Genomic DNA, 23,460 nt, shown 5'->3' with positions numbered 1-23,460 from the left:
CACTGGTGAGGGCGCAAATGTGAGATTGCTGGCAATATCCGGGGACGCACCGGCGGAGCCGAATTCGACACCCGCCGAAAAAAATTTCGGTCCGCCGCCTCTACTCGCGCGGAGGCGGGGGGATCGCCTCCGGCACCGGCAACCCGCACCGCGCGAGCTCGTAGCGCGGAACGCGATCGATTCGGTACTTGGTGAACTCGAAGGAGTGCACGACGTTGGAGACGAAGCGGTGCAAGGTCATTGGGGCACGCACCGAGCTGAGCACCGCCTGGGTCTCGGGACATTTCAGGGCCGCCACGGCCTGGGCAATCCAATTCACGTCCAAGTAGCCCGGAACGCCCGGATAGAGCTTGACCCAGGGACCGTCGGCGATCACCCAGTCCGGGAAGAGGTTCTTGTCGTGCCCGATCCGGCCATGCTTCAACCGCTCGGTGTGCTGGGCCAATGGGTTTGCCAGACCGATCTGGTCGATCACCCTGACGTCGAGGCCGACGTTCATGCCGAGCATGCCCAGGTTGGTGAAAAACACCGTGTGCTGGGGCTTTTGCGGCGCCTTGGCGTCCCCGGGCGGGGGCTGCAGCATGGGCACCAGGTCCCACTGGATGTAGTTGCCGGAAGGCAGCAGCAACGCCCCGTCCGGGGTGTTGTCGAGGGCCGTCAGAACGGCGGCCATCCTCGGGTAGCCCAGGTAGTCCGCGGCGGTCAGCGGATGCGCGCGCCCGGTGGCCTGCGCGTAGAAGCGGCGCTCGTCGACGATTCCCGAGTAGGTGACGTGGGTGGCGTCGTCGCCCATCCCGGGGGAGTTTGCTGCCCACAGCGACCAGCCGGCGATTCCGAGCCACAGCGCGGCGGCGGCCCCGGCCACCCAATTGCCGGTCTCCCGCGAATAGTCCGCGCCGTCGGGAATGGCCACCGGAATGACTGCCACCGGTGCCAGCAAACAAAATAGCGGCGCCAGCAACACTCTCGCGTGCATGAAATCGCCGCCCTGCCGGATCCAGTAGAAGCCCTGCAACAGGCCGCTGACGACCACGAAGGCAACGACCGCCGGCGGGCTCTGCACCGCCCGGGCGACGCGGCCGTAATCGGGCGCGAGCACGGGGCGAAGGAACGACCGGCGGCGCCGCGCGGCCACCAACAGCGCCCCGAGCGCCAACAGCAGCACCACCGGCACCCACACCGCATACGGCGAGTTGAAGTTCGACAGGTAGATCATCCCCTGCGACCACTTGTCGCCGGCCGCGTCCTTGGCCAGGGCCGTCCCGGGGACCAGCAGCCCGTAGTAGCCCATCCGGAAGATCTCGTAGGCCACCGGGAGGAATCCGCCGGCCACTACGACCAGCGCGCGGCGCCGCCAGTTGCGCGCGGCGATGAGCATCATGATCAGCGCCAGCCCGCCCATCAACGCCAGGTCGGGCCGGATGAGAACGCTGAACCCCGCGACGAAGGCCAGCGCGCCGATGAACACCGGCCGTTCCGGACGCCCCCGCACCGGCTGCGCCCAGCACACCATCATCCACCACAGCAGCCCGAGATAGGCCAGCGTCAGGCCGCTCTCCAGGCCGGAGGTGGCAAAGTCACGCGCCGGCGGCAGCGCGATGTAGACCAGGGCCCCGGCGGGCAGCAGGATCGCCTTGCGGCCCCGCAGGCTCGGGGCGTAGAGGCGGCCGGCGCCCAGCATCAACAAGGCCACGCCCAGCACCGAAAGGGTCAGGGCCAGCGCCAGCGCCACGTACTCCATCCGCATCGGCCCGCCGACCCAGCTGCCCGCATACATCAGGTAGGTCCACGCGGTGGAGGTGTTCGCCTCGACCCGCTCGCCGGCGTTGAAGACCGGCCCGTTGCCGGCCAGCAAATTGCGCACGGTGCGCAGCACGATCAGCCCGTCGTCGGCGATCCAGCGTCGCTGCCAGGCGCCCCACGCGAACAGGACGGCAACCACCACCACGCTGAGCCACAGGCTGACCCGCACCATGGTGACGTAGGGGAACAGCGGCCGGCCGGCCCGCCTGATCACCGGGCGGCGGCGCAGCACCCCCGCGCCCAGCGCCTTCAGTTGGGGGCTAGCCGAAGGCAACGGCGGCCCCAACCGTCGCGATCCAGGCCAGCGCCAACAGCTGCAGCACCCGGTCACGCAAGGCGATGTCCTCGGGCTCCCCGGCCAGGCCGCCGTCGACGTCGACCGCGTAGCGCAGGATCGCGATGGTGAACGGGACCATCGACACCACGAACCAGCCCGCCTCGCCGTGTTCGCGCTCGAACGCCCACAGCCCGTAGCAGAGCACCACCGCGGTGGCCGACATCGTCCAGACGAACCGCAGATAGGTGCTGGTGTAGCTCTCCAGCGCCTTGCGGATCGCCGCGCCGGTGCGCTCGGCCAGCTGCAGCTCGGCGTAGCGCTTGCCGGCCACCATGAACAGCGACGCGAACGCCGCCATCAACAGAAACCACTGCGACAGCCGGGTATCGGTGGCCGCACCGCCGGCGATGGCCCGCAGCAGATACGCCGACGACACGATGCAGATGTCCATCACCGCCTGGTGCTTGAGGCCGAAGCAGTACGCCAGCTGCATCGCGATGTAGACCGCCATCACCAGCGCCAGGTTCGGTGTCAGCCACCAGGCCAGGCTCAGCGACACCACCGCGAGCACGACGGCCAGGCTGTAGGCCAGCCACTCGGGCACCACGCCGGCGGCGATCGGGCGGAACCGCTTGGTGGGATGCTCGCGGTCGGCCTCGACGTCGCGCACGTCGTTGACCAGGTACACCGCGGAGGCCGCCAGGCTGAAGACCACGAAGGCCACCGCCACCTGAATTCCGAGTTGGCCGTAGTCGTAGCGGTGCCCGCGGCCGGCCGCACTCAGCGGCGCGGCCAGGACCAGCACGTTCTTCATCCATTGTCGCGGGCGGATCGCCTTGATCACCCCGACGATCAGGTTCGACGGCGGTCCGATCACCACGTCTTCGCTCATTCGGCACACACCTCTCGCGCTCGGCCCGCGATCCCCGCGACGACGGCACCCAGGGCGACGCCGAACGCGACGTCGCTGGGATAGTGCACGCCCAGCAGTATCCGCGACAGCGCCATCGGCGGTACCAGGACTACCGGTAGCGGCAGCCCCGTGACCCGCCCCAGCAGGATGGCCGCGGCGGTGGTGGAGGTGGCGTGCGCGGAGGGGAAGCTCAGCTGGCTCGGTGTGCCGACGTTGACCGTGACGGCCGGATCATGCGGCCGTTGGCGCCGCACCAACCGCTTGACCACCACGGCGGCGGCGTGCGCGGCGAACGCGCCGGCCCCCACCACCAGCCAATCCCGGCGACGACTCGGCATCAGCACCGCGCCGAGCACCGCGACGGCCAGCCAGCCTATGCTGTGCTCCCCGAAATGCGACAGTCCCCGCGCCACGGTCAGCACGCCGGGGCGATCGGCCAGTGCCGACTGGACGGCCACCAGCGCGGCCACTTCGCCGCGCGGAGCGGCCGTTTCAGCCATGTTTGGGCTCGTTATGCGGCGGCAACAACGCCGCTTCCCACTTCTGCTTGCTCGACAGCACGGGCAGCGCCTCCCGGTACACCCGGCGCATCTCGTCGAACCGGCTCAGCAGCAGGCGCTGCCGCCGCAGCGACTTGAGCAGCAGCGAGACCATCTTGCCGCGGTCGCGCTGCCGGTAGACCACGCCGCACCCGTCGGCGGTCGTCACGGTCACGCCGTCGACGGTGCACAGCCGGAACCAGCGCGCGTCCTGCGTGGGCACGTTGTACTCCGGGCGCTGGTGGGCCGCCGGGTCGGCCTTCGTCATGTTGTGAAAAATCCCGCGGGACAACCGATAACCGATGGAGACGGGGTTCACCGGCGGCTTCATCGCCTTGCTTCGGTGCGTCGGCTGCGGCAGTTCGCTCGCCGCCGGCAAAACCACCGCGTCCGGGTACTCCTTGCGGAGCCGGTGCACTTCCGGCAGGGCGCTTTCCAGGATGGAGAAGATGTGCTCGGGGCCGGCCAGGAAGTCGTCGATCGCCTTGTTCTGGATCGCGACGGTCGAATACTCAAGGCAGGCAAGGTGTTTCAGCGTCGCCTTGAGGTGGCTGCGGACCAACCCGGTCACGTCGCCGTCCCAGTGCATCGCCGCGACGACCAGCCGGTTGCGCAGATGGAAGTAGGCCTGCCAGTCGATCGCGTCGTCCTTGTCGCTCCAGGCCATGTGCCAGATCGCCGCTCCGGGCAGCGTGACGGTCGGATAGCCGCGTTCGGCGGCCCGCAGGCCGTAGTCGGCGTCGTCCCATTTGATGAACAGCGGCAGCGGCTGCCCGAGTTCCTCGGCGACCTGCCGCGGGATCATGCACGTCCACCAGCCGTTGTAGTCGACGTCGATGCGGCGGTGCAGCAGCTTGCTTCGATCGTTGTTGTCGTTCAACGGATATTCGGCGAAGTCGTGGTCGTACTCGGCGTGCGGAGCGGAGGTCCACATGAAGTTCGACCGGTCCACGATCTCGCCCATGATGTGCAGGTGCGACGGCTCCTGCAGGTTGAGCATCTGACCGCCCACCAGCATCGGGCTCTTGGCGAAGCGGTGCATCGCCAACACCCGCAGGACCGAGTCCGGCTCGATGCGGATGTCGTCGTCCATGAACAGGATCTGTTGGCAATCGGTATTTTTCAGCGCCTCGTACATCACCCGGCTGTAGCCGCCGGAACCACCGAGGTTGGGCTGGTCGTGGATGGACAGCCGATTGCCCAGCCGGGCCGCCGCGGCGGGGAAGTCGGGGTGATCGCGCACCTTGCGGACGCCTTGGTCGGGGACGATGACCGCCCCAATCACCTCGTCCACCAACGGATCTGCGGTGAGCGTGCTCAGCGCGTTGGCACAGTCGGCGGGACGGTTGAAGGTGGGAATCCCCACGGCGATGTTGGCCGTGCCCGGGGCGGGTTCGGTCGCGTACCAGCCGCCGCCGACGAGGGTGACCTTGCTGTCGGTGGTGATGTCGAACCAGATCCAGCCGCCGTCTTCGAACGGCTTGAGCGCCACCTCGATCTCGACCACGTCGGGTTGGTCCTCGGTGCCGGCGAATTCGCGGCCCTCGACGAAGATGCGGGCCCCGGTGGCCTTGGTCCGGTAGACGTCGACGCGGCCCGACCCGATCACCTCGGCGCGGAGCACCACCGACTGGCAGATCGACCACCGCCGCCAGTAGCTGGCCGGGAACGCGTTGAAGTATGTGGCGAACGACACCTCGGACTCGGCGCCGATCTGCAGCGAGGTCCGCGAGGTCGCGTGCGCGCGCCGGGCGTTGGTCGTCGACTCCTCGAGGTACAGCTTGCGGACGTCGAGCGGTTCACCCGGACGCGGCAAGATGATTCGGGAAAGCAGGCTCACAGCGGTCATCCCCCCGCACCTTCCTCCACTAGGTCCTTGCCCTCGCGCAGGTGCGGCGCGAGGACGTTGTCGTACATGTTCAGTGCGCTGGCAATGGCCATGTGCATATCCAGATATTGGTAGGTGCCCAGCCGCCCGCCGAACAACACCTTCGACGACGCGGTCTCCGACTTCGCCCGGGCGCGGTACGCGGCCACCAGGGCGCGGTCGGCCTCGGTGTTGATCGGGTAGTAGGGCTCGTCCTCGTCCTCGGCGAACCGGGAGTACTCGCGCATGATCACGGTCTTGTCGGTCGGATAGTCCCGCTCGGTGTGGAAGTGCCGGAACTCGTGGATCCGGGTGAAAGGCACCTCGGGATCGTTGTAGTTCATCACCGGTGTGCCCTGGAAATCCCCGATGGGCAGCACTTCCACCTCGAAGTCCAGGGTGCGCCACCCGAGCCGGCCATCGGCGTAGTCGAAGTAACGGTCCAGCGGGCCGGTGTACACCACGGGCGCGTCCGGGCTGTCCGCGCGCAGTTGATCGCGCACGTCGAACCAGTCGGTGTCGAGCCTGACCTCGATGCGGTCGTCGGCGGCCATCCTTTTCAGCCAGGCCGTGTAGCCGTCCACCGGCAGGCCCTCGTAGGTGTCGCTGAAGTATCGGTTGTCGAACGTGTAGCGCACCGGCAACCGCGTGATGTTGGAGGCGGGCAGTTCCTTGGGATCGGTCTGCCACTGCTTGGCGGTGTAGCCCTTGACGAACGCCTCGTAGAGCGGCCGGCCGATCAGCGAGATCGCCTTTTCCTCCAGGTTTTGCGCGTCGGCGGTGTTGATCTCGGCGGCCTGCTCGGCGATGAGCTGCCGCGCTTCGTCCGGGGTGAAGTACCTGCCGAAGAACTGCGACACCAGGCCCAGCCCCATCGGGAACTGGTAGGCCTGGCCGTTGTGCATCGCGAACACGCGGTGGCGGTAGTCGGTGAACTCGGTGAACTGGCGGACGTAATCCCAGACCCTCTTATTAGAGGTGTGGAACAGGTGCGCGCCGTACTTGTGCACTTCGATGCCGGTCTGGGGCTCGGCCTCCGAGTACGCGTTGCCCCCGAGGTGCGGGCGGCGTTCGACGACGAGCACGCGCTTTCCGAGTTGGGTAGCCACGCGCTCGGCGATGGTCAGGCCGAAGAATCCGGAACCGACGACAAAAAGATCGAAACGAGCGGTCATCGGTTGCTTAGGGTATCCGACCGCGCGGGCCTAACCCATTTGGCGAGGCCATGCGGTCCGGGTTAAGCCAAATGACAACGACTTTGGGGGGCCCGCCGCCCCGGTCACGGTCGGAGTCGCAATTACCTCACGATTCAATATCAGCACTCTAGTCACACCAATCCCACTCGTACCATCGACTCTGTGTGCTTCATGCCGGATGCGACCGGCGGGGCACGCCGACACAACACAGTTCCAATAGTTGTCCAGATTTGAGGAGACTTCCGTGCCGAACCGACGCCGACGCAAGCTTTCGACAGCCATGAGCGCGGTCGCCGCCGTGGCAGTGGCGAGTCCTTGCGCATACTTCCTTGTCTACGAATCGACCGCCGACAGCAAGCCGGCCGAGCACCACGAGTTCAAGAAGGCCGCGGTGATGTCCGACCTGCCCGGCGAGCTGATGGGCGCGCTGTCGCAGGGCCTGTCGCAGTTCGGGATCAACCTGCCGCCCGTGCCCGCCTTGAGCGGGGCCGGGGCCACCGGGGCCGCCACCCCGGGTCTGGCCAGTCCGGGCCTGGGCACTTCCGGTCTCACGAGCCCGGGTCTCACGAGCCCGGGTCTCACCAGCCCCGGCCTCACCAGCCCTGGGTTGACCAGCCCGGGGTTGACCAGCCCGGGCCTGACGAGCCCGGCTCTGTCGAACCCGGGATTGCCGCCCACCACCCCCGGGGTCACCACGCCCGGTGCGGTGCCCACGACGCCTGCCGCCGGACTCAACCCGGCGCTGACCAGCCCGGCTGGGCTCACACCCGGCGTCGGCAGTCCCACCCTGTCGCCCAGTGAGGTGCCGATCGACTCGACGACCGGGCTGGACCCGGGCGCCGGGGGCACCTACCCGATCCTCGGTGACCCGTCCACGCTGGGCGGCGCCTCGCCGATCGCGTCCGGGGGAACCGGGGGCAGCTCGGGCGGTGGCGGCCTGGTCAACGACCTGATGCAAGCGGCGAACCAGTTGGGCGCCGGCCAGGCGATCGACCTGCTCAAGGGCCTGGTGATGCCGGCCATCACGCAGGGTCTCCAGCAGGGTGCCGCGGGTGGTGCGCCGGGTGCTGCGTTGCCGGCCGCCGCCGGTGCGCTGCCGGGCGCGGCCAAGGCCCTGCCGGGCGCTGCCGCCGGTGCGCTGCCGGCTGCCGCGGGTGCCCTGCCGGGCGCCGCGGGTGCGCTGCCGGGTGCCGCGGGTGCCCTGCCGGGTGCCGCGGGTGCCCTGCCGGGCGCTGCCGCCGGTGCGCTGCCGGCCGCTGCGGGCGCCCTGCCCGCCGCCGCGGGTGCCGTACCGGGCGCTACCGGCGCCCTGACCGGTGTCGCCGCACCGGCGCTGCCCCACTAGAGCCCCACGAGAACCGGGAGCAACCTGTCCCTTGACGGCACCGCAGAGCCCCCTCTGCGGTGCCGTCGAACAGGTTTTCGTGGACTTTTCGGCGTGCTGATCGTGTCGCCTCATAAATAACACCAGAAACACAAGTAACATCACCTGGTGTCGTCCCGCAGTCGTGCGCCAACGATGATGCTCACCGCCATCGCGGCGACCGTTGTCATCGTCTCCTGGGTGGGCGACGCGACACACGACCGCGGCGCGCCGGAGCCGCCGGCGCGAGCCCAGGACACCCAACTCGCCGAGCAGCCGCTGACCGGACTCGGCGGCGGGGTCACGGTTCGGGAACTCACGCAGGGCACGCCGTTTTCGTTGGTCGCGCTCACCGGCGACCTCGCGGGCACGTCCACCCGGGTGCGGGCGAAGCGCCCCGACGGTTCGTGGGGGCCGTGGTATCAGACCGAATACGAGACCGCCGCTCCCGACGCCGCGCCACTGGGCGACGACGCGGCGGCCGGGCCGGGGCGCCCCGCCGAGCCGTCCGAGGGGCCGCGCAGCACCGACCCGGTGTTCGTGGGGACCACCACGACGGTCCAGATCGCGGTCACCCGCCCCATCGATGCGCCGGTGACGCCGGGGGCACCACCCGCTGGCGGGGGACCTGGCATCGGTGCGGTGCCCGACGGGCTGGGGTACAAGCCGGTCAGCAGGGAACAGCCGTTCGGGCAGAACATCTCCGCGATCCTCATCTCCCCGCCGCAAACGCCGGCCAGGACGCACTGGACGCCGCCGACCGGCGTCATGATGCCGGGGCAGCCGCCCGCGATCATCAGCCGGGCGGAGTGGGGCGCCGACGAATCGCTGCGATGCGGTAGCCCGCAGTACGACAACGGGATTCGCGCCGCGGTCATCCACCACACCGCGGGCAGCAACGACTACTCCCCGCTGGAATCGGCGGGCATCGTCAAGGCGATCTACACCTACCACAGCAAGACGCTGGGCTGGTGCGACATCGCTTACAACGCGCTGGTCGACAAGTACGGTCAAGTGTTCGAGGGCAGCGCCGGCGGCCTCACCAAGGCCGTCGAGGCCTTTCACACGGGCGGGTTCAACCGCAACACCTGGGGTGTTGCGATGATCGGGAACTTCGACGACGTGCCGCCCACGCCCATCCAACTGCGGACCGTGGGCCGACTGCTCGGGTGGCGGTTGGGCATGGACGGCGTCGACCCCAAGGGCACGGTGGCGTTGGAGTCGGCCGGTAGCCACTACACCACTTTCGCGGCCGGCACCATCGCCAACCTGCCCACCATCTTCACCCACCGCGACGTCGGCAACACCGACTGCCCGGGCAACGCCGCCTACGCCCTGATGGACGAAATCCGCGACATCGCATCGCATTTCAACGATCCGCCCGAGGAGCTGATCAATGCGCTGAAAGGCGGGGCGATCTACGACCATTGGCTGGCGATGGGCGCGATGAACAGCGTCCTGGGCGCACCCACCTCTCCGGAAGACGACGCGGAGGGTGACGGCCGCTTCGCCACTTTCGCCAGGGGAGCGATGTACTGGTCACCCGAGATCGGCCCGCAGCCGGTGACCGGTGCCATCTACGACGCGTGGGCCTCGCTGAGCTATGAGCGCGGTCCGCTCGGGCTGCCGACCAGCGCGGAAATACAAGAGCCCCTGCAGATCACGCAGAATTTCCAGCACGGCACCCTCAACTACGAGCGGCTCACCGGGAACGTCACCTCGGTTGTCGACGGCATCACGACGCCGCTGTCGATGCAATCCCCGAGCGGCCCCGAGGTGCCGCCCGAACACTTCTCGCTGCCGAGCCACCCCTCCGCCACCTAGGACCTATCGGGTCGTTTCGGGCCCGGTGTGGGCTTCGTCACAGTAGGCTCGGATCGCCCGGCAAGCACGGGGTTGGACCGAGGCGAGGGGAGACGGCCGTGTCGTTCGTAATCACAGAACCGGAGATAGTGACGGCCGCGGCCGAGCGCCTGTCGGGCATCGGCTCGAACCTGGGTGAGGCGGCCGCCGCCGCCGCGGCCCCCACGACCGGGGTCGCCGCCGCGGCCTCCGACGAGGTGTCGATCGCGGTCTCGGAGGTGTTCGGCAGGTTCGGCCGCGAATTCCAGGTCCTCGGCGCCCAAGCGGTGGCGTTTCAGGACGAGTTCGTCAGCCTGCTCAATGGCGGCGCGGCGGCCTACCTCGGCACCGAGCTCGCCAACGCCGAGCAGAGCCTGCTGTCGACCGGCCTGCCCACCGGGGCTGCCGCGTCCGGCCTGGCCGCCGCTGCCGCCCCGGGCGGCGCGTACGGGCAGCTGATCGTCAATACGTCCGCGAACCTGCAAAACCTCTTCAGCACCTGGTCTGCCGACCCGTTCCCGTTGCTGCGCCAGGTCCTGGTCAACCAGCTGGGTTATTGGCAGCAGATCGCGACGGCGCTCACCAACACCATCGAGAACTTCCCCGCGTTCCTGGCCAACCTGCCGGCGGCCATCCAGGCCGGCATCCAGCAACTCCTGACCTTCCCCGCCGCGTCTTACGTGCAGCAGTTCATCACCACGCAGATCGGCTTCGCCCAGGAATTCGCCACCAACCTCTATGCCGCGGCCACCGGAATCTGGGCCGGCCTGCCGGCTTTTGGCGCGCAGCTCCAGGTGGCCCTGCAGGCCGTCCTGGCGGGCGATTACTTCGGCGCGGTGCAAGACGTCGCGCAGGCCTTCGCGAATCTCTTTGTCACGGGCGTCAATCCGGGTACGCCGGTGATTACCCTTACTGGAGGAAGTCTCTTTCCCCCGGTCCTTCCCACCCTGACTGCCGTGGTGAACCCCACCTTGCTCGGCCCACTGGGAAATCTGTTCACCCTCGCGAATATCCCGGGACAAGAGGCGCAGTACTTCACCAACCTGATGCCCCCGTCGATCCTTCGGCAGATGTCGCAGAACCTGACGAACGCGCTCAATGTGCTCACCATTCCCAGCATTTCGGCAACCGCGACGGTGCCGCTGGGAAGCCCGCAAACCGGATCGCTCAGCGCCTTCTTCGGGCTGCCGCTGGTCATCACGTACGCCGTGGCGGGTGCGCCGCTCGCGACGCTGGGCGGGATGGCGGACGCCGCGACGGCGGTTCAGTCGGCGCTGTTGGCCGGCGATGGCGTGGGGGCGCTCGGTGCGCTCTTCAACAGCCCGGCCATCGTGGCCAACGGCTTCCTCAACGGCGAAACCATTGTGAATATGACGGTTCCGGTGCCCGTCAACGTCACCATTCCGATTATTGGCCCCGTCAGCGCCACCGTGCCGATCGTGTTGCACCTGCCCTTCGACGGCATTCTCGTTCCGCCCCACCCCGTTACGGCGACGATAGATCTCAGTGGCATCATCCCGAATACGCAAATCCCCGTGACCATCTTCGGCACGCCGTTCATGGGACTCGCCCCCCTGATGCTCAACTTCCTGCCCCAGCAGCTCGCCGGAGTGATCGCGCCGACGGGTTAACGCCTCACAGCCACCAGCGCTCCAGCACCCGCGCCACCCCGTCGTCGGTGTTGGGCGCGGTGACCTCGTCGGCGGCGGCCACGACGTCGGGATGCGCGTTGCCCATCGCCACTCCGTGGCCGGCCCACCGCAGCATGGGGATGTCATTGGGCATGTCGCCGAAAGCCACCACCTCGTCGCTGGTGATCCCGCGCGGTTTGGCGATCTCCTCGATGCCGCTGGCCTTGCTGATCCCCAGCGGCACGATCTCCACCAACCCGTTGTTGGTCGAATACGTGATATCGCCCTCGATGCCAACATGTTTGGCCAGGGCCGCGGCCATGTCCGCGCTGCGGGCACCGGCCTTGCGGATCAGCAGCTTGATCGCGGGGGCGCTCAGCAGGTCGTCGATCGACACCTCGGTGTTGTCCGGATTGAGCCACGCGTGCTCGTAGCCGGGCGAGCTGATGAATTGCGGGGTGGCCGTGTCATGGGCGCGTTCGCCGATCCGCTCCACGGCCAGCCCCGCGCCCGGGATGACGCGCGCCGCGAGCTCGGCCAGTTCGGCCAGGGTGTCGACGGCCAGCGTTCGCGACGACAGCACCCGGTCGGTCGCGGGGTCATAGAGCACGGCCCCGTTGGCGCACACCGCGATCGGCGCGAAGCCGAGCGCCTCCACGACGGGGCGTATCCAGCGTGGCGGCCGGCCGGTCGCCACGACGAACTGCGCCCCGGCGGCGACCGCGGCGCTCACGGCGTCGCGGGTGCGCGGGGTAATGGTTTCGTTTTCGTCGAACAGGGTGCCGTCGACGTCGCAGGCGATCAGCGCCGGCAAGGTCATTGAGAGGGTCCGCCTTCGCCTCTCAGTGGATTCCGCTTTGGGTCTGCCCCGGTCGCGTCACACCGTCGCTACCGGACCGCTGAATCCGCTCCTGCAATTCGGCCAGGCGGATCGCGCGGGAATCGTCCTGGGTCGGCGCCGCGCCACCCAGGCGCCGCGGCACCCAGAACTCGCCCTCGGGGTGGGGATACTCCTCCTGCACCCGGTACAGCAACTCATTCATCGCCTGGCGCACGGCGGCGATGAGCTGCTCGGCGTCACCCTCCGGCGGCAGCGGGCGACCGGCGGCCACGGTGATCGGAACCTTGTTGCGGAACACCTTCTTTGGATGATCCTTGGGCCAAATCCGATGCGCACCCCAGACGACCATCGGAATGATCGGCACCCGGGCCTCCAGCGCCAGGCGAGCCGCGCCCGACTTGAACTCGCGGAGTTCGAAGCTGCGGCTGATGGTGGCCTCGGGATGGAGCCCGACGAGTTCTCCCTCCCGCAGCTTCTGCACGGCCACCGCGTAGGCGTCCTGCCCCATCCGGCGGTCCACCGGAATGAGCTGGCAGTGCTTGATCACGAAGTTGACGGCCTTCACGTCCGCCATCTCGGCTTTGATCATGAAGCGCAGCCGTCGCTTGCGTTCGTGGGCGGCGAGACACGCGGGCATCCAGTCCAGGTAGCTGGTGTGGTTGAGGGCGATCAGGGCGCCGCCCCGCGCCGGAATGTTCTCGAGCCCTTCGAACGTGAGCTTTGTTCCGTTCATCGCGACGACCGCCGGAACAACCACCTCCGCGAAGCGGAAAAATGGCTCTGCCATGTTCCTCTCCTTCCCCTACCGCGACTGATGCTGCGTACGGTGGGCGGCCCTCTTGGCCGACCTTGCCGCCGCCTCGTCGGCCTCTATCTGCGCCGCCTCCGCCAACGTCGGCGCGCCACCACCCAGCCGGCGCGGCACCCAGTAGGCGCCGGCGGGGTGCGGATACCGCTGCTGCGCCCGGTGCAACAGCGCGGTCATCGATTCTCGCAGAGCCGCCGTGGTGGAGGCGACGTCCCCGGCCGCGCGCAGCGGCTCGCCCACCTGCACGGTGACCGGCAGCTTCCTGCGGCCGACCTGTCGGGGATGGTCCTTGGTCCAAATGCGGTGGGCCCCCCAGACGATCACCGGGACGATCGGCACGTCCGCCTCGACGGCCATCCGGGCAGCGCCGGTCTTGAAGTCCTTGAGCTCGAAACTCCGGCTGATCGTGGCCTCCGGATAGACACCGACCAGCTCGCCCTCACGCAGACGCCGAACGGCGACCGCGTAGGCGTCCGCCCCGGCGCCGCGGTCCACCGGAATGGTGCGCGTGTGCTTGATCAAAAAATTGACCACCTTCACTTGCTGCATCTCGGCTTTGATCATGAATCTAAGCCGACGGCGCCGTCGATGCACAGCTAATGCGGCGGGCAAAAAATCGACGTAGCTGGTGTGGTTGATCGCGATCACGGCCCCGCCCCTGGCGGGGATGTTCTCCTCGCCGCGATAGGTGATGCGTGTGCCGGTGGCCAGCACCACGAGCCGGGCCAGGATCTCGAGAGTGCGAAAGGTCGGCTCCGCCATCGGCTACTGCTCCGGCGGCCCGGTGGCTCGGGCGCGGCGGGCCGCCCGCGCGGCGGCATCCTCGGCATCCATGCGGGCCGCCTCCGCGAGCGACGGAGCGCTGCCGCCGAGCCGGCGCGGCACCCAGAACTCCCCGGCGGGATGGGGCCCATACAGTTCTTGCGCCCGCTCCAGCAAATGCTGCATCCGCGAATGCAACAGGCCTTTCAACTCCTCGATCGCCAACGTCGGTTCTATCGGCTCGCCCACCAGCACGACGATCGGCACCTTGGGACGCAGCAGCTTCTTGGGGTAGCCCTTGGTCCAGATTCGCTGCGCGCCCCAGACGATGTGCGGCACGATCGGCACCCCGGCCTCGACCGCCATCCGGGCGGCCCCGGACTTGAACTCCTTGATCTCGAAACTGCGGCTGATCGTGGCTTCGGGGTAGACGCCGACCAGCTCGCCATCCTTGAGGTTCCGGACGGCCGCCTCGTAGGACGCGGCGCCGTCCAGCCGGTCCACCGGGATGTGCCGCAGGTTGCGCATGATCGGCCCGGTGATCTTGTCGTCGAACACCTCTTGTTTGGCCATGAAACGCACCTTGCGTCCGAGGCCCTGCTTGTATGCGGGCAGACCCGCGAAAGTGAAGTCCAGGTAGCCGGTGTGGTTGATGGCGATGACGGCGCCGCCGCTCTTGGGCATGTTCTCTTCGCCCGAGACAGTGATCTTCAGGCCCTGAATGCGCCAGATCATGCGAGCAAGCTGAATGATCGTCCCGTATACCGGTTCCACAGCACTTCAGCCTAGTGCTCCCGACTGTGAGCCGCCCGAAGTGCCTGAAGCGTGGATGCGGGATCGCGCTAAGCTCGGGGGCTGACGAAGCCGTCAGCCGTCGGCACGCCCCCCACGTCCCCGGAAAGGTATCAGTGCAGGTCACCAGCGTCGGCCACGCCGGATTCCTGATCGAGACCCACGCGGGCACCATCCTTTGCGACCCCTGGGTCAACCCGGCCTACTTCGCGTCCTGGTTTCCCTTCCCGGACAACAGCGCGCTGGACTGGGACCGGTTGGGCGACTGCGACTACCTCTACGTCTCCCACCTGCACAAGGATCACTTCGACGCCAAGAATCTGCGCGAGCACGTCAACAAGGACGCCGTGGTGCTGCTGCCCGACTTCCCGGTGCCCGACCTGCGAAACGCGTTGCAAACGCTGGGGTTTCATCGGTTCTTCGAGACCACCGACTCGACCAAACACCTGGTCAGCGGCCCCAAGGGCGACCTCGACATCATGATCATCGCGCTGCGCGCCCCGGCCGACGGCCCGATCGGCGACTCGGCGCTGGTGGTTTCCGACGGCGCCACAACGGTTTTCAACATGAACGACGCCCGGCCGCTGGACCTGGACGTGCTGGAAACCGAGTTCGGCGGCGTGGACGTGCACCTGCTGCAGTACTCCGGGGCGATCTGGTACCCGATGGTCTACGACATGCCGGTCCGCGCCAAGGAGTCGTTCGGCACCCAGAAGAGGCAACGCGGGATGGACCGGGCCCGCCAGTACATCGCCCAGGTGGGGGCGAGGTGGGTGGTGCCGTCGGCGGGCCCACCGTGCTTCTTGGACCCCGAGTTGCGCCACCTCAACGACGACCGCGGCGACCCGGCCAACATCTTCCCCGACCAAGTCGTCTTCCTGGACCAGATGCGCGCGCACGGGCACGAGGGCGGCCTGCTGATGATCCCGGGGTCGACCGCGGACTTCACCGGCGCGGCGCTGAACTCGCTGCGGCATCCGCTGCCGGCCGATGTGGGGGCACCTCCCGCTTGCGGGGGAGTGGAGGCCATCTTCACCACGGGCAAGTCGGCCTACATCGCCGACTATGCCGACCGCATGGCGACGGTGCTGGCCGCGGAGCGCGCCGGCTGGGCCCCCGCCACCGGCGAGCCCTTGCTGGACCCACTGCGCGCGCTGTTCGAGCCAATCATGCTGCAAAGCGACGAGATCTGCGACGGCATCGGCTACCCCGTCGAACTCGTCATCGGTCCCGAGACCGTGATTCTGGACTTCCCTAAAAGATCTGTGCGCGAACGGATTCCAGACGAGAAGGTTCGCTACGGTTTCGCCATTGCGCCGGAGCTGGTGCGCACCGTGCTGCGCGACCACGAACCCGACTGGGTCAACACCATCTTCCTGTCCACCCGTTTCACGGCATGGCGCGTCGGCGGCTACAACGAATACCTGTACACGTTCTTCAAGTGCCTGACCGACGAGCGGATCGCCTACGCCGACGGGTGGTTCGCCGAGACCCACGACGACTCCGCGTCGATCACCCTGGACGGCTGGGAGATTCAGCGTCGCTGCCCCCACCTCAAAGCCGACCTGTCGAGATTCGGTGTCGTCGAGGGCAACACCTTGACCTGCAACCTGCACGGCTGGCAGTGGCGGTTGGACGACGGCCACTGCCTGACCGCCCGGGGCCACCAATTGCGGAGCGCGAAGAAATGAACTCCAGTTACGACGACGGCCTGGTCCAGCTGGACCGCGCGGCGATCACGTTGCGCCGCTACCACTTTCCCTCCGGCACGTCCAAGGTGATAGCGCTGGACAGCGTCCGCGGGTACAAGACCGAGGCGTTGGGCATGTTCATGCAGCGGTTCCGCATCTGGGGCAGCTCCGACTTCCGCCGCTGGCTGCCCCTGGACATCCAACGGCCGTTCAAGTCGACGCTGATCACCCTCGACGTACCGGGGACCTGGCCCAGCCCCGCGTTGACGCCGCAGCGCCCGGAGGAATTCACGGCGTTGCTGGACGAACTGCTGAGCGAGCGCGGCTAGCGCCCCAGATCCTCCAGCGCCGCTCGGGCGGCGTTGTAGCCGGGAATGAAGGTGATGCCCGGCCCGCCGTGGCACCCGGCGCCGCCGAGGTACAGCCCCTTGATCGGGATCGGCTGGCCGAGAAAGCCTTTCGGGCCGGGCCGATTCGGGCCGATCTGGTCCGAGCTCAACAGACCGTGGCAGTAGTCGCCCCCGGGGGCGCCGAACATCACTCCCATGTGCCTGGGCGTGAACGTCGTATGCCGGATGATGCTGGCCTCGAAGTTGGGCGCCAGCCGGGTGATCTTGTCGATCACGCGCTGGCCCATCTCGACCTTCGTGTGACCATAGTCCGCGCCGCCCTCGATCGGGAACCACAGCGCGAACGCCGACGCGGCGTGTTTCCCCTCGGGCGCCAGGTCCGGGTCGTTCTGCGACGGGATCTGCAAGACCAACGTCGGGTCGGCCGGCACGATGCCGCGCCGGGCGTCCTCCCACTGCTGCTGGACTTCCTCCGGCGTGCAGAACAGGCCGATGGACGCCTGCATGGCCGGCTCGTTGAGCACCTCGTAGGGCGCGGCGAACTTGGGGGCCTCCTCCAGCGCGAAGTGCATCTGCAGGTAGCTGCCCCTGTGGTCGATCCCCGCGTACCGCTCGCGGATGCCGGCGGGCAGGGCGGCGGGATCGATCATCTCGTTGAGCGTGGTGTCGGGCGCCAGGTTGGAGATGACGATCGGAGCGGCCAGCGTCTCTCCCGCCTCCGTGCGCACTCCGGTGACCCGGCCGTCGGCGACCAGGATGTCGGTGACCTTGGTGCGCAGCCGCACTTCCCCGCCCAGGCTTTCCAACAGCTTGGCCAGGTGGGCGGTCAGCGCGCCGATGCCGCCGCGCAGCTTCTTCATCTGCATGGTGTCCCCGTCGGGCACACCCAGCCCGAAGGCCAGCGCCGCGGCGCTGCCCGGGGTGGCCGGCCCGCGGTACAGGGTGTTGACGGCCAGCACGGTCATCGAGCCGCGCAGCGCCCCGTGTTTCTCGCGGTCCGGCAGGTAGCGGTCCAGCACGTCGGTGACCGAACCGAACAGCATGTCGTCGATGGACGAGCGTTCGAATTCGTTGGTGGCGCAGGCGTACATCTCGTCGAAGGTTTTGGGTGGGGTCCCCGCCTCGAACCGGCCCAGCGCCCGCGTCGGCGCCTGGCTCCAGGCCATCAGCCCCGCCATCCCGTTGACGGCGTCCGCCCCGTGCACCTCGTTGAGGTGGGTGAACAGCTTGATGGGGTCGCTGTACTGGATCAGCGGATCGTCGCCGACGCCGCGTACCGCGACCGACATCACCTCGAGGTCGAGGGTCTCGAGGGTGTCCAGGCCCAATTCCTCGACCACCACCGACGCGGTGGGGAACTGCACCGAGCCGGCGATCTCGAATTGGTACCCGTCGAAAAGCTCGACCGTGGAGGCCATCCCGCCGGCATAGAGCTTGGCGTCCAGGCACAGCGTCCGCAGCCCGGCCTTTTGCAGCAACACCGCCGCGGCCAGCCCGTTGTGGCCCGCGCCGATGACGATCGCGTCGTATTCAGTCATGTCCCTGCCCTCCGGAATGGAGGCTGGCATGGCCGCCAAGTTTTGTCAATTATGACGAAACCGGATTCAGGCGCGGGCCGGCCCAGGCGTCGGTGATGCCGGCCCGGAGCGACTCGAGGGCGGTGTGACACATCCGCGCCAGCTCGCCCAGCGAGCGATCCTCGCCGAGCATCCAGAGTTCCATCGCGCCGAAAACCGCGGCCGCGACGCAGCGCGCGGTCACCGCGGCGCGCAACCGGGCGTCGGGCGTGGGCACCGCCGCACGGCTACGCCGTTGCAGTTGCTCCTGGATGGCGTCGGCGAAGTCGGCCTGGACTTCCTGGATATGGCGCACGATGCGGCCGGGGTCGAGCTCGCCGCCCCGCAACGCCGCGATTTTCGTTACGGCCTCAACGTCATACGGGAACGAGAAGACGGCGGACTGCACCGAATCGATGATCGGCTCGTCGGTGGGCCTGGCGTCCAGCGCGGCGCGAAACCAGTTCAGCCCGGTGTAGTCGGCAAACAGCAGATCGTGCTTGGACCGGAAGTGGCGGTAGAAGGTCCGCAGCGACACCCCCGCGTCCGAGGCGATCTGCTCGGCCGATGTGTCCTCGACGCCCTGGGCCAAGAAGCGCACCAGCGCGGCCTGGATCAGCGCCTCCCGGGTGCGCTCGCTGCGCGCCGTCTGCGCGGGTCGGACCATGGAAGTAAGGTACCTCAGCAATCGTTATGTCAATCTTGACAAAACTTCCGGCCAGGGGTGAAACTGCGCCCATGGTCTCGCTCCTCGTGCATGCGGTTCTCGGGCTCACTGTCATCGGCTGGATCGTCGCGTCCAATTCGAAGGTTTTCGCCCGCCCGGCCGACGGCCCGTTGTTCTCACCGTTGGAAGTCGTGTACTACGTCGTCGGCATCGCCTCGGTCGCGCTGGGCTGGTGGTTCAACATCCACTTCGTGCAGGAGTACGCGAAGGGGTCGACCAACCCGATCTGGGGCCACGGCAGTTGGGCGGAGTACATCCAGCTGATGTTCACCAACCCGGCCGCCAGCTCGGCCAGTCAGGACTACACGATCGCGAACGTGATCCTGCTGCCCCTGTTCACCATCGTCGACGGCTACCGTCGCGGGTTGCGTCACCCATGGCTGTACTTCGTGTCCAGCCTGTTCACCAGCTTCGCGTTCGCGTTCGCCTTCTACTTCGCCACCATGGAGCGGCAGCGCCGGCACGAGAAGGCCCGCGAGACGGTGAACGCCTAACCCATCGGTTTGGTGGCGCGCCACCGCTGACGGCCGCCCGACACGTCGATCCTGACGTCGGCGAATCCGGTGTCTGTCAGCCGCCTGCCCAGATCCTCCGGCGCCACGGGGTGGTAGGTGTCGGCGATGTGGAGCAGCCGGAAGGTCAGCGACGGCACACCGTCACTGCCGGCAAAGGCGCCGCCGGGCCGCAACACCCGGAACGCTTCGGCGAACAACCGATCCTGCAGCTGCGCGTTGGGGACGTGATGCAGCATCGTGAAGCACACCACCGAGCTGAAGTGACCATCGGGCAGCCCTGTGTCGGTGCCGTCGCCGTGCATGATGCGGGCCCGATCGCCATAGCGCCGATTCAACCGATCGGCCATCGCGGCATCGACCTCAACGGCGGTGAGCGATTCGGCCCGATCCAGCAGAGCGCGCGTCGTCGCACCGTATCCCGGGCCGATTTCCAGTGTCCGAGAACCCAATTCGACATCGCCCAGCACCCAGGGCAGCAAGCGGTCGGCCACCATGTCTTGCCAGCCCGTCGAGCTGCAACGCCACCGGTGTAGAAGGTTCATCGCCATACCGCCAACGCTAAGCGTTCCCCCGCTTGCGGGCTTCCGATAGTCTGCCGTGATATGTCGGAAATCGGCCAGCACGGGCTGGCGACGTCCTCCCAGTCGCTGCCGCCGGGCGCGCGGATCCAGCGGCACCGGCATCACCTGCATCAGATCGTCTACCCCTCCTCCGGTGCGGTCTCGGTGACCACCCCCGCGGGCACGTGGATCACCCCGACGAACCGCGCCATCTGGATACCGGCGGGCGTGTGGCACGAACACCGGTTCCACGGCCACACCCAATTCCACGGCGTCGCACTCGATCCGCAGCGCTACCGTCGGGGACCCACGACACCGGCGGTGCTTGCCGTCAATCCCTTGATGCGAGAACTGATCATCGTGTGCTCGCGATCCGACGCGGTCGACGCCGACGAACACCACCACATGCTGGCGGTGCTCCACGACCAGTTGCAGACGACGAACATCCGTGAGCCGCTTTGGGTTCCGACGCCCACCGACAGCCGCCTGCGCCAGGCGTGCGCGCTGATCACCGACGACCTGGCGAACCCGCTGACGTTGCGGCAACTCAGCAGCCGGGTCGGCGTCAGCCAGCGCACCCTGAGCCGCTTGTTCGCCGACGAGCTGGGCATGACCTACCCGCAGTGGCGCACCCAGGTCCGCCTCCAGCACGCGCTGATGCTGCTCGCCGAGAACCAGGGCGTCACCGCGGTGGCGCTGACGTGTGGCTGGGCCACGGCCAGCGCCTTCATCGACACCTACCGGCGCGCCTTCGGCCACACCCCGGGAACACGGCGTCTCTAGCCGGCCGGCTCCAACAGCTCGGTACCCACGAACGGCACCAGCGCGGCGGGCACCCGCACGCTGCCGTCGGGCTGCTGGTGGTTCTCCAGGATCGCCACCAGCCACCGCGTGGTGCCCAACGTGCCGTTGAGCGTGGCCGCCACCTGCGGCTTGCCGTTCGCGTCCCGGTAGCGCGTGGCCAGCCGGCGCGCCTGGAAGGTGGTGCAATTCGACGTCGACGTCAGCTCGCGGTAGGTGCCCTGCGTGGGAACCCATGCCTCGCAATCGAATTTGCGCGCGGCCGACGAGCCGAGATCGCCCGCGGCGACGTCGATCACCCGATACGGCACCTCGATGCGGCCCAGCATCTCGCGCTGCCAGCCCAGCAGCCGTTGGTGTTCGGCCTCGGCGTCGGCGGGCCGGCAGTAAACGAACCCCTCCACCTTGTCGAACTGATGCACGCGGATGATGCCGCGGGTGTCCTTGCCGTAGCTGCCGGCCTCCCGCCGGAAGCATGTCGACCAGCCCGCGTAGCGCAGCGGGCCGCCGGACAGGTCGAGGATCTCGTCGGCGTGGTAGCCGGCCAGCGGCACCTCGGACGTTCCCACCAGGTACAGGTCGTCGGCCTCGACCCGGTACACCTCGTCGGCGTGGGCGCCCAGAAATCCGGTGCCGGCCATCACCTCCGGGCGTACCAGCACCGGCGGAATCATCGGGACAAAGCCGTTGTCGACGGCCAGCCGCAGGGCCAGCTGCAGCAGGCCCAGCTGCAACAGCGCGCCCCGGCCGGTCAAAAAGTAGAACCGCGATCCTGACACCTTGGCGCCGCGCTGCATGTCGATCAGGCCCAACGACTCACCCAATTCCAAGTGGTCCCTGGGGTTTTCGATCGCCGCGGGCTCGCCGACCACGTCGAGGACGGCGTAGTCGTCCGCCCCGCCCGCGGGCACCCCGTCGATGACGACGTTGGAGATCGCCATGTGCGCCGCGGCGAACGCCGCCTCGGCCTCGGCCTGGGCGGCTTCGGCCGCCTTCACCTGCTCGGCGAGCTCCTTGGCGCGCGCCAGCCTGGCCGGGCGTTCGTCGGGCGACGCCGCGCCGACGCTCTTGCTGGCGGCCTTCTGCTCGGCGCGCAGATCGTCGGCGGCCGAAATCGCCGAGCGGCGGTTGGCGTCGGCGGTCACCAACGCGTCCACCAGGGTCGGGTCCTCGCCCCGGCTGACTTGGGAGCGGCGCACGGCGTCGGGGTCTTCCCGGAGCAGCTTCAGGTCGATCACGCGCCTGAGACTACTTTCGCCGCGCCGCCCCGACGGCAGAGCACCCCCACCAGGCCAATCCCAGGAGTTCACATCCGCAACTTTTGTCACGCCACTTAGCCGGCCCTGTCAGAATGGAGCCGATGTCGCAAGCGCCCGAGAAGGAAGCCTCGGAAGCCGGGACCCCCGCCGGCTCCCCCGGCGACCCCGCGAAACGGCCGGCGGCCGGCTTCGCCTGGCCACGCGGGTTGCAGGCGACGGCGACCCGGCGAGCGCTGTTACTCACCGCGCTGGGCGGGCTGTTGATCGCGGGACTGGTCACCGCGATCCCGGTCGGCAGCGGGCCGGGACGGCTGGCCGGCTACATCAACAGCGAGCCGGTGCCCAGCACCGGAACCAAGAGCGACGCGGCCTTCAACCGCGCCAAGGGCGGCGATTGCCTGACCTGGCCGGATGCCACCCCGGAGTCGGCCAGCATCGTCAGCTGCGCCGACGATCACAAGTTCGAAGTCGCCGAGTCCGTCGACATGCGGACATTTCCGGGCGCCGAGTACGGACCGGGCGCCTCTCCCCCGTCGCCGGCCCGGATCCAGCAGATGACGCAGGAGCAGTGCGAGCCCGCGGTCCACAGCTACCTGGGAACCAAGTTCGACCCCGCCAGCAAGTTCATGGTCAGCCTGCTGTGGGCCGGTGACCGGGCCTGGCGCCAGTCGGGCGACCGCCGGATGCTGTGCGGCCTGCAGCTCCCGGGGGCCAACAACCAGCAGGAGGTCTTCAAGGGCAAGGTCGCCGACGTCGACCAGTCCAAGGTCTGGCCGGCGGGCACCTGCCTGGGCATCGACTCGGCGACCAACCAGCCGACCGACGTCCCGGTCGATTGCGCGGCGCCGCATGCGATGGAGGTCACCGGCACGGTGAACCTGGCCGAAAAGTTTCCGGGCGCCATGCCCGCCGAGCCCGACCAGGACGGCTTCATCAAGGACTTGTGCACCAAGATGACCGACGCCTACCTCGCGCCGACCAAGCTGCGGACCACCACCCTGACGCTGATCTACCCGACCGTCTCGCTGCCGAGTTGGTCGGCGGGCAGCCGCCAGGTCGCGTGCAGCATCGGCGCGACACTGGGCAACGGGGGCTGGGCCACGCTCGTCAACAGCGCCAAGGGCCAGCTGCTCATCAACGGCCAGGCTCCGGTCCCCCCGCCGGACATCCCCGAGGAGCGGCTAACGATGCCGCCGATACCGGTTCAGGCGCCCAGCCAGCCCACCCAGGCCAGCACCGCACCGGACGCCATCCCGCCGAACAACCAGCACCTGCCCGGGCAGCAGCCGGTCGTGACGCAGCCGCAAGCGCCGGCCACTCAAGCGCCGGCACCGCAGGCGCCGCCAGCCCCGCAAGACGCCCCGCCC

Annotated in this window: 20 protein-coding genes and 1 pseudogene; 8 read left to right on the top strand and 13 right to left on the bottom strand. The window is 68.3% G+C overall.

Annotated elements, in window-relative coordinates; genetic code table 11:
• Positions 1–100: 100 nt before the first annotated feature.
• Genes aftB through glf form a run of 5 tightly spaced genes read right to left on the bottom strand, consistent with a single transcriptional unit; the run spans position 101 to position 6,574 of the window.
• A complete protein-coding gene (gene aftB, locus A5787_RS13200; RefSeq protein WP_304441153.1) occupies positions 101–2,077 on the bottom strand; it encodes a terminal beta-(1->2)-arabinofuranosyltransferase in 1,977 nt (658 codons plus the stop codon).
• Positions 2,064–2,972: a decaprenyl-phosphate phosphoribosyltransferase gene (locus tag A5787_RS13195; protein ID WP_066967189.1), complete on the bottom strand. Its 909-nt coding sequence runs from the start codon at positions 2,970–2,972 to the stop codon at positions 2,064–2,066. Before A5787_RS13195 ends, aftB begins: the two co-directional genes overlap by 14 nt.
• On the bottom strand, positions 2,969–3,493 hold the full coding sequence (locus A5787_RS13190; protein WP_066967186.1) for a phosphatase PAP2 family protein: 525 nt from the start codon (positions 3,491–3,493) through the stop codon (positions 2,969–2,971). The genes A5787_RS13195 and A5787_RS13190 overlap by 4 nt, the downstream gene beginning before the upstream one ends.
• A complete protein-coding gene (locus tag A5787_RS13185) occupies positions 3,486–5,381 on the bottom strand; it encodes a glycosyltransferase (protein ID WP_066967183.1) in 1,896 nt (631 codons plus the stop codon). Before A5787_RS13185 ends, A5787_RS13190 begins: the two co-directional genes overlap by 8 nt.
• A complete protein-coding gene (gene glf, locus A5787_RS13180; protein WP_066967179.1) occupies positions 5,378–6,574 on the bottom strand; it encodes a UDP-galactopyranose mutase in 1,197 nt (398 codons plus the stop codon). Before glf ends, A5787_RS13185 begins: the two co-directional genes overlap by 4 nt.
• A gap of 265 nt (positions 6,575–6,839) precedes the next feature.
• Between glf and A5787_RS27345 the strand changes: the two are divergent.
• The 3 genes and pseudogenes from A5787_RS27345 to A5787_RS13165 all read left to right on the top strand — a co-directional run.
• Positions 6,840–7,745, top strand: a pseudogene (locus tag A5787_RS27345) (PirG); the annotation flags it as partial.
• Between the two features lie 342 nt (positions 7,746–8,087).
• Positions 8,088–9,782 (top strand): LGFP repeat-containing protein, encoded by a 1,695-nt coding sequence (locus tag A5787_RS13170; RefSeq protein WP_231993964.1) that lies wholly within the window; start codon positions 8,088–8,090, stop codon positions 9,780–9,782.
• A 98-nt stretch (positions 9,783–9,880) separates the two neighbouring features.
• On the top strand, positions 9,881–11,431 hold the full coding sequence (locus tag A5787_RS13165; protein WP_066967173.1) for a PE family protein: 1,551 nt from the start codon (positions 9,881–9,883) through the stop codon (positions 11,429–11,431).
• Between the two features lie 4 nt (positions 11,432–11,435).
• Here A5787_RS13165 and A5787_RS13160 read toward each other — a convergent pair whose 3' ends face one another.
• Genes A5787_RS13160 through A5787_RS13145 form a run of 4 tightly spaced genes read right to left on the bottom strand, consistent with a single transcriptional unit; the run spans position 11,436 to position 14,616 of the window.
• Positions 11,436–12,251: a Cof-type HAD-IIB family hydrolase gene (locus tag A5787_RS13160; protein ID WP_066967170.1), complete on the bottom strand. Its 816-nt coding sequence runs from the start codon at positions 12,249–12,251 to the stop codon at positions 11,436–11,438.
• Positions 12,252–12,273: 22 nt separating this feature from the next.
• Positions 12,274–13,059, bottom strand: coding sequence for a 1-acyl-sn-glycerol-3-phosphate acyltransferase (locus A5787_RS13155; RefSeq protein ID WP_066967165.1), 786 nt, complete (start codon positions 13,057–13,059; stop codon positions 12,274–12,276).
• 15 nt (positions 13,060–13,074) lie between these two features.
• The gene (locus A5787_RS13150; RefSeq protein WP_066967162.1) at positions 13,075–13,842 is read right to left on the bottom strand and encodes a 1-acyl-sn-glycerol-3-phosphate acyltransferase; all 768 of its coding nucleotides are present in this window, start codon (positions 13,840–13,842) and stop codon (positions 13,075–13,077) included.
• A 3-nt stretch (positions 13,843–13,845) separates the two neighbouring features.
• Positions 13,846–14,616 (bottom strand): 1-acyl-sn-glycerol-3-phosphate acyltransferase, encoded by a 771-nt coding sequence (locus A5787_RS13145; protein ID WP_156763921.1) that lies wholly within the window; start codon positions 14,614–14,616, stop codon positions 13,846–13,848.
• Between the two features lie 134 nt (positions 14,617–14,750).
• Between A5787_RS13145 and A5787_RS13140 the strand changes: the two genes are divergently transcribed.
• Both A5787_RS13140 and A5787_RS13135 read left to right on the top strand, forming a co-directional pair.
• On the top strand, positions 14,751–16,325 hold the full coding sequence (locus A5787_RS13140) for an MBL fold metallo-hydrolase (protein ID WP_066967155.1): 1,575 nt from the start codon (positions 14,751–14,753) through the stop codon (positions 16,323–16,325).
• Positions 16,322–16,654 carry a hypothetical protein gene (locus A5787_RS13135; RefSeq protein WP_066967151.1) on the top strand — a complete coding sequence of 111 codons (333 nt, stop codon included), beginning with the start codon at positions 16,322–16,324 and terminating at the stop codon, positions 16,652–16,654. The genes A5787_RS13140 and A5787_RS13135 overlap by 4 nt, the downstream gene beginning before the upstream one ends.
• On the opposite strand, the gene A5787_RS13130 is transcribed toward A5787_RS13135, so the two are convergent.
• The gene (locus A5787_RS13130) at positions 16,651–18,213 is read right to left on the bottom strand and encodes an NAD(P)/FAD-dependent oxidoreductase (RefSeq protein WP_066967393.1); all 1,563 of its coding nucleotides are present in this window, start codon (positions 18,211–18,213) and stop codon (positions 16,651–16,653) included. The genes A5787_RS13135 and A5787_RS13130 overlap by 4 nt on opposite strands.
• Positions 18,214–18,262: 49 nt before the next feature.
• Entirely contained in the window at positions 18,263–18,898 is a 636-nt protein-coding gene (locus A5787_RS13125) for a TetR/AcrR family transcriptional regulator (RefSeq protein ID WP_066967149.1), read from the bottom strand.
• Between the two features lie 71 nt (positions 18,899–18,969).
• Here A5787_RS13125 and A5787_RS13120 point away from each other — a divergent pair, with 71 nt between their 5' ends.
• Positions 18,970–19,452 (top strand): DUF2834 domain-containing protein, encoded by a 483-nt coding sequence (locus tag A5787_RS13120; RefSeq protein ID WP_066967145.1) that lies wholly within the window; start codon positions 18,970–18,972, stop codon positions 19,450–19,452.
• Here the strand turns inward: A5787_RS13120 and A5787_RS13115 are convergent.
• Positions 19,449–20,021: a class I SAM-dependent methyltransferase gene (locus A5787_RS13115; protein WP_066967142.1), complete on the bottom strand. Its 573-nt coding sequence runs from the start codon at positions 20,019–20,021 to the stop codon at positions 19,449–19,451. The two genes, A5787_RS13120 and A5787_RS13115, sit on opposite strands and share 4 nt — an antisense overlap.
• Positions 20,022–20,075: 54 nt before the next feature.
• Here A5787_RS13115 and A5787_RS13110 point away from each other — a divergent pair, with 54 nt between their 5' ends.
• Positions 20,076–20,816: a helix-turn-helix transcriptional regulator gene (locus A5787_RS13110; RefSeq protein ID WP_066967139.1), complete on the top strand. Its 741-nt coding sequence runs from the start codon at positions 20,076–20,078 to the stop codon at positions 20,814–20,816.
• Here A5787_RS13110 and serS read toward each other — a convergent pair.
• Positions 20,813–22,072 carry a serine--tRNA ligase gene (gene serS / locus A5787_RS13105; protein ID WP_066967137.1) on the bottom strand — a complete coding sequence of 420 codons (1,260 nt, stop codon included), beginning with the start codon at positions 22,070–22,072 and terminating at the stop codon, positions 20,813–20,815. The two genes, A5787_RS13110 and serS, sit on opposite strands and share 4 nt — an antisense overlap.
• 113 nt (positions 22,073–22,185) lie before the next feature.
• Here serS and A5787_RS13100 point away from each other — a divergent pair.
• Positions 22,186–23,460, top strand: a 1,275-nt coding sequence (locus tag A5787_RS13100; protein ID WP_066967135.1) for a septum formation family protein, incomplete at its 3' end; no start/stop codon positions are given.

This window comes from Mycobacterium sp. 852002-50816_SCH5313054-b, from assembly GCF_001667185.1.
GTDB lineage: Bacteria > Actinomycetota > Actinomycetes > Mycobacteriales > Mycobacteriaceae > Mycobacterium.
This window is presented reverse-complemented; position numbering and strand designations above follow the sequence as displayed.

Excerpts from the sequence above, each read along its gene's own strand:
- A5787_RS13115 (WP_066967142.1), bottom strand. The coding sequence starts at position 20,021 with ATGGCGATGAACCTTCTACACCGGTGGCGTTGCAGCTCGACGGGCTGG.
- A5787_RS13155 (WP_066967165.1), bottom strand. The coding sequence starts at position 13,059 with ATGGCAGAGCCATTTTTCCGCTTCGCGGAGGTGGTTGTTCCGGCGGTC.
- A5787_RS13130 (WP_066967393.1), bottom strand. The coding sequence starts at position 18,213 with ATGACTGAATACGACGCGATCGTCATCGGCGCGGGCCACAACGGGCTG.
- glf (WP_066967179.1), bottom strand. The coding sequence starts at position 6,574 with ATGACCGCTCGTTTCGATCTTTTTGTCGTCGGTTCCGGATTCTTCGGC.
- A5787_RS13190 (WP_066967186.1), bottom strand. The coding sequence starts at position 3,493 with ATGGCTGAAACGGCCGCTCCGCGCGGCGAAGTGGCCGCGCTGGTGGCC.
- A5787_RS13150 (WP_066967162.1), bottom strand. The coding sequence starts at position 13,842 with ATGGCGGAGCCGACCTTTCGCACTCTCGAGATCCTGGCCCGGCTCGTG.
- A5787_RS13160 (WP_066967170.1), bottom strand. The coding sequence starts at position 12,251 with ATGACCTTGCCGGCGCTGATCGCCTGCGACGTCGACGGCACCCTGTTC.
- A5787_RS13195 (WP_066967189.1), bottom strand. The coding sequence starts at position 2,972 with ATGAGCGAAGACGTGGTGATCGGACCGCCGTCGAACCTGATCGTCGGG.
- A5787_RS13185 (WP_066967183.1), bottom strand. The coding sequence starts at position 5,381 with ATGACCGCTGTGAGCCTGCTTTCCCGAATCATCTTGCCGCGTCCGGGT.
- A5787_RS13125 (WP_066967149.1), bottom strand. The coding sequence starts at position 18,898 with ATGGTCCGACCCGCGCAGACGGCGCGCAGCGAGCGCACCCGGGAGGCG.
- A5787_RS13120 (WP_066967145.1), top strand. The coding sequence starts at position 18,970 with ATGGTCTCGCTCCTCGTGCATGCGGTTCTCGGGCTCACTGTCATCGGC.
- A5787_RS13110 (WP_066967139.1), top strand. The coding sequence starts at position 20,076 with ATGTCGGAAATCGGCCAGCACGGGCTGGCGACGTCCTCCCAGTCGCTG.
- A5787_RS13135 (WP_066967151.1), top strand. The coding sequence starts at position 16,322 with ATGAACTCCAGTTACGACGACGGCCTGGTCCAGCTGGACCGCGCGGCG.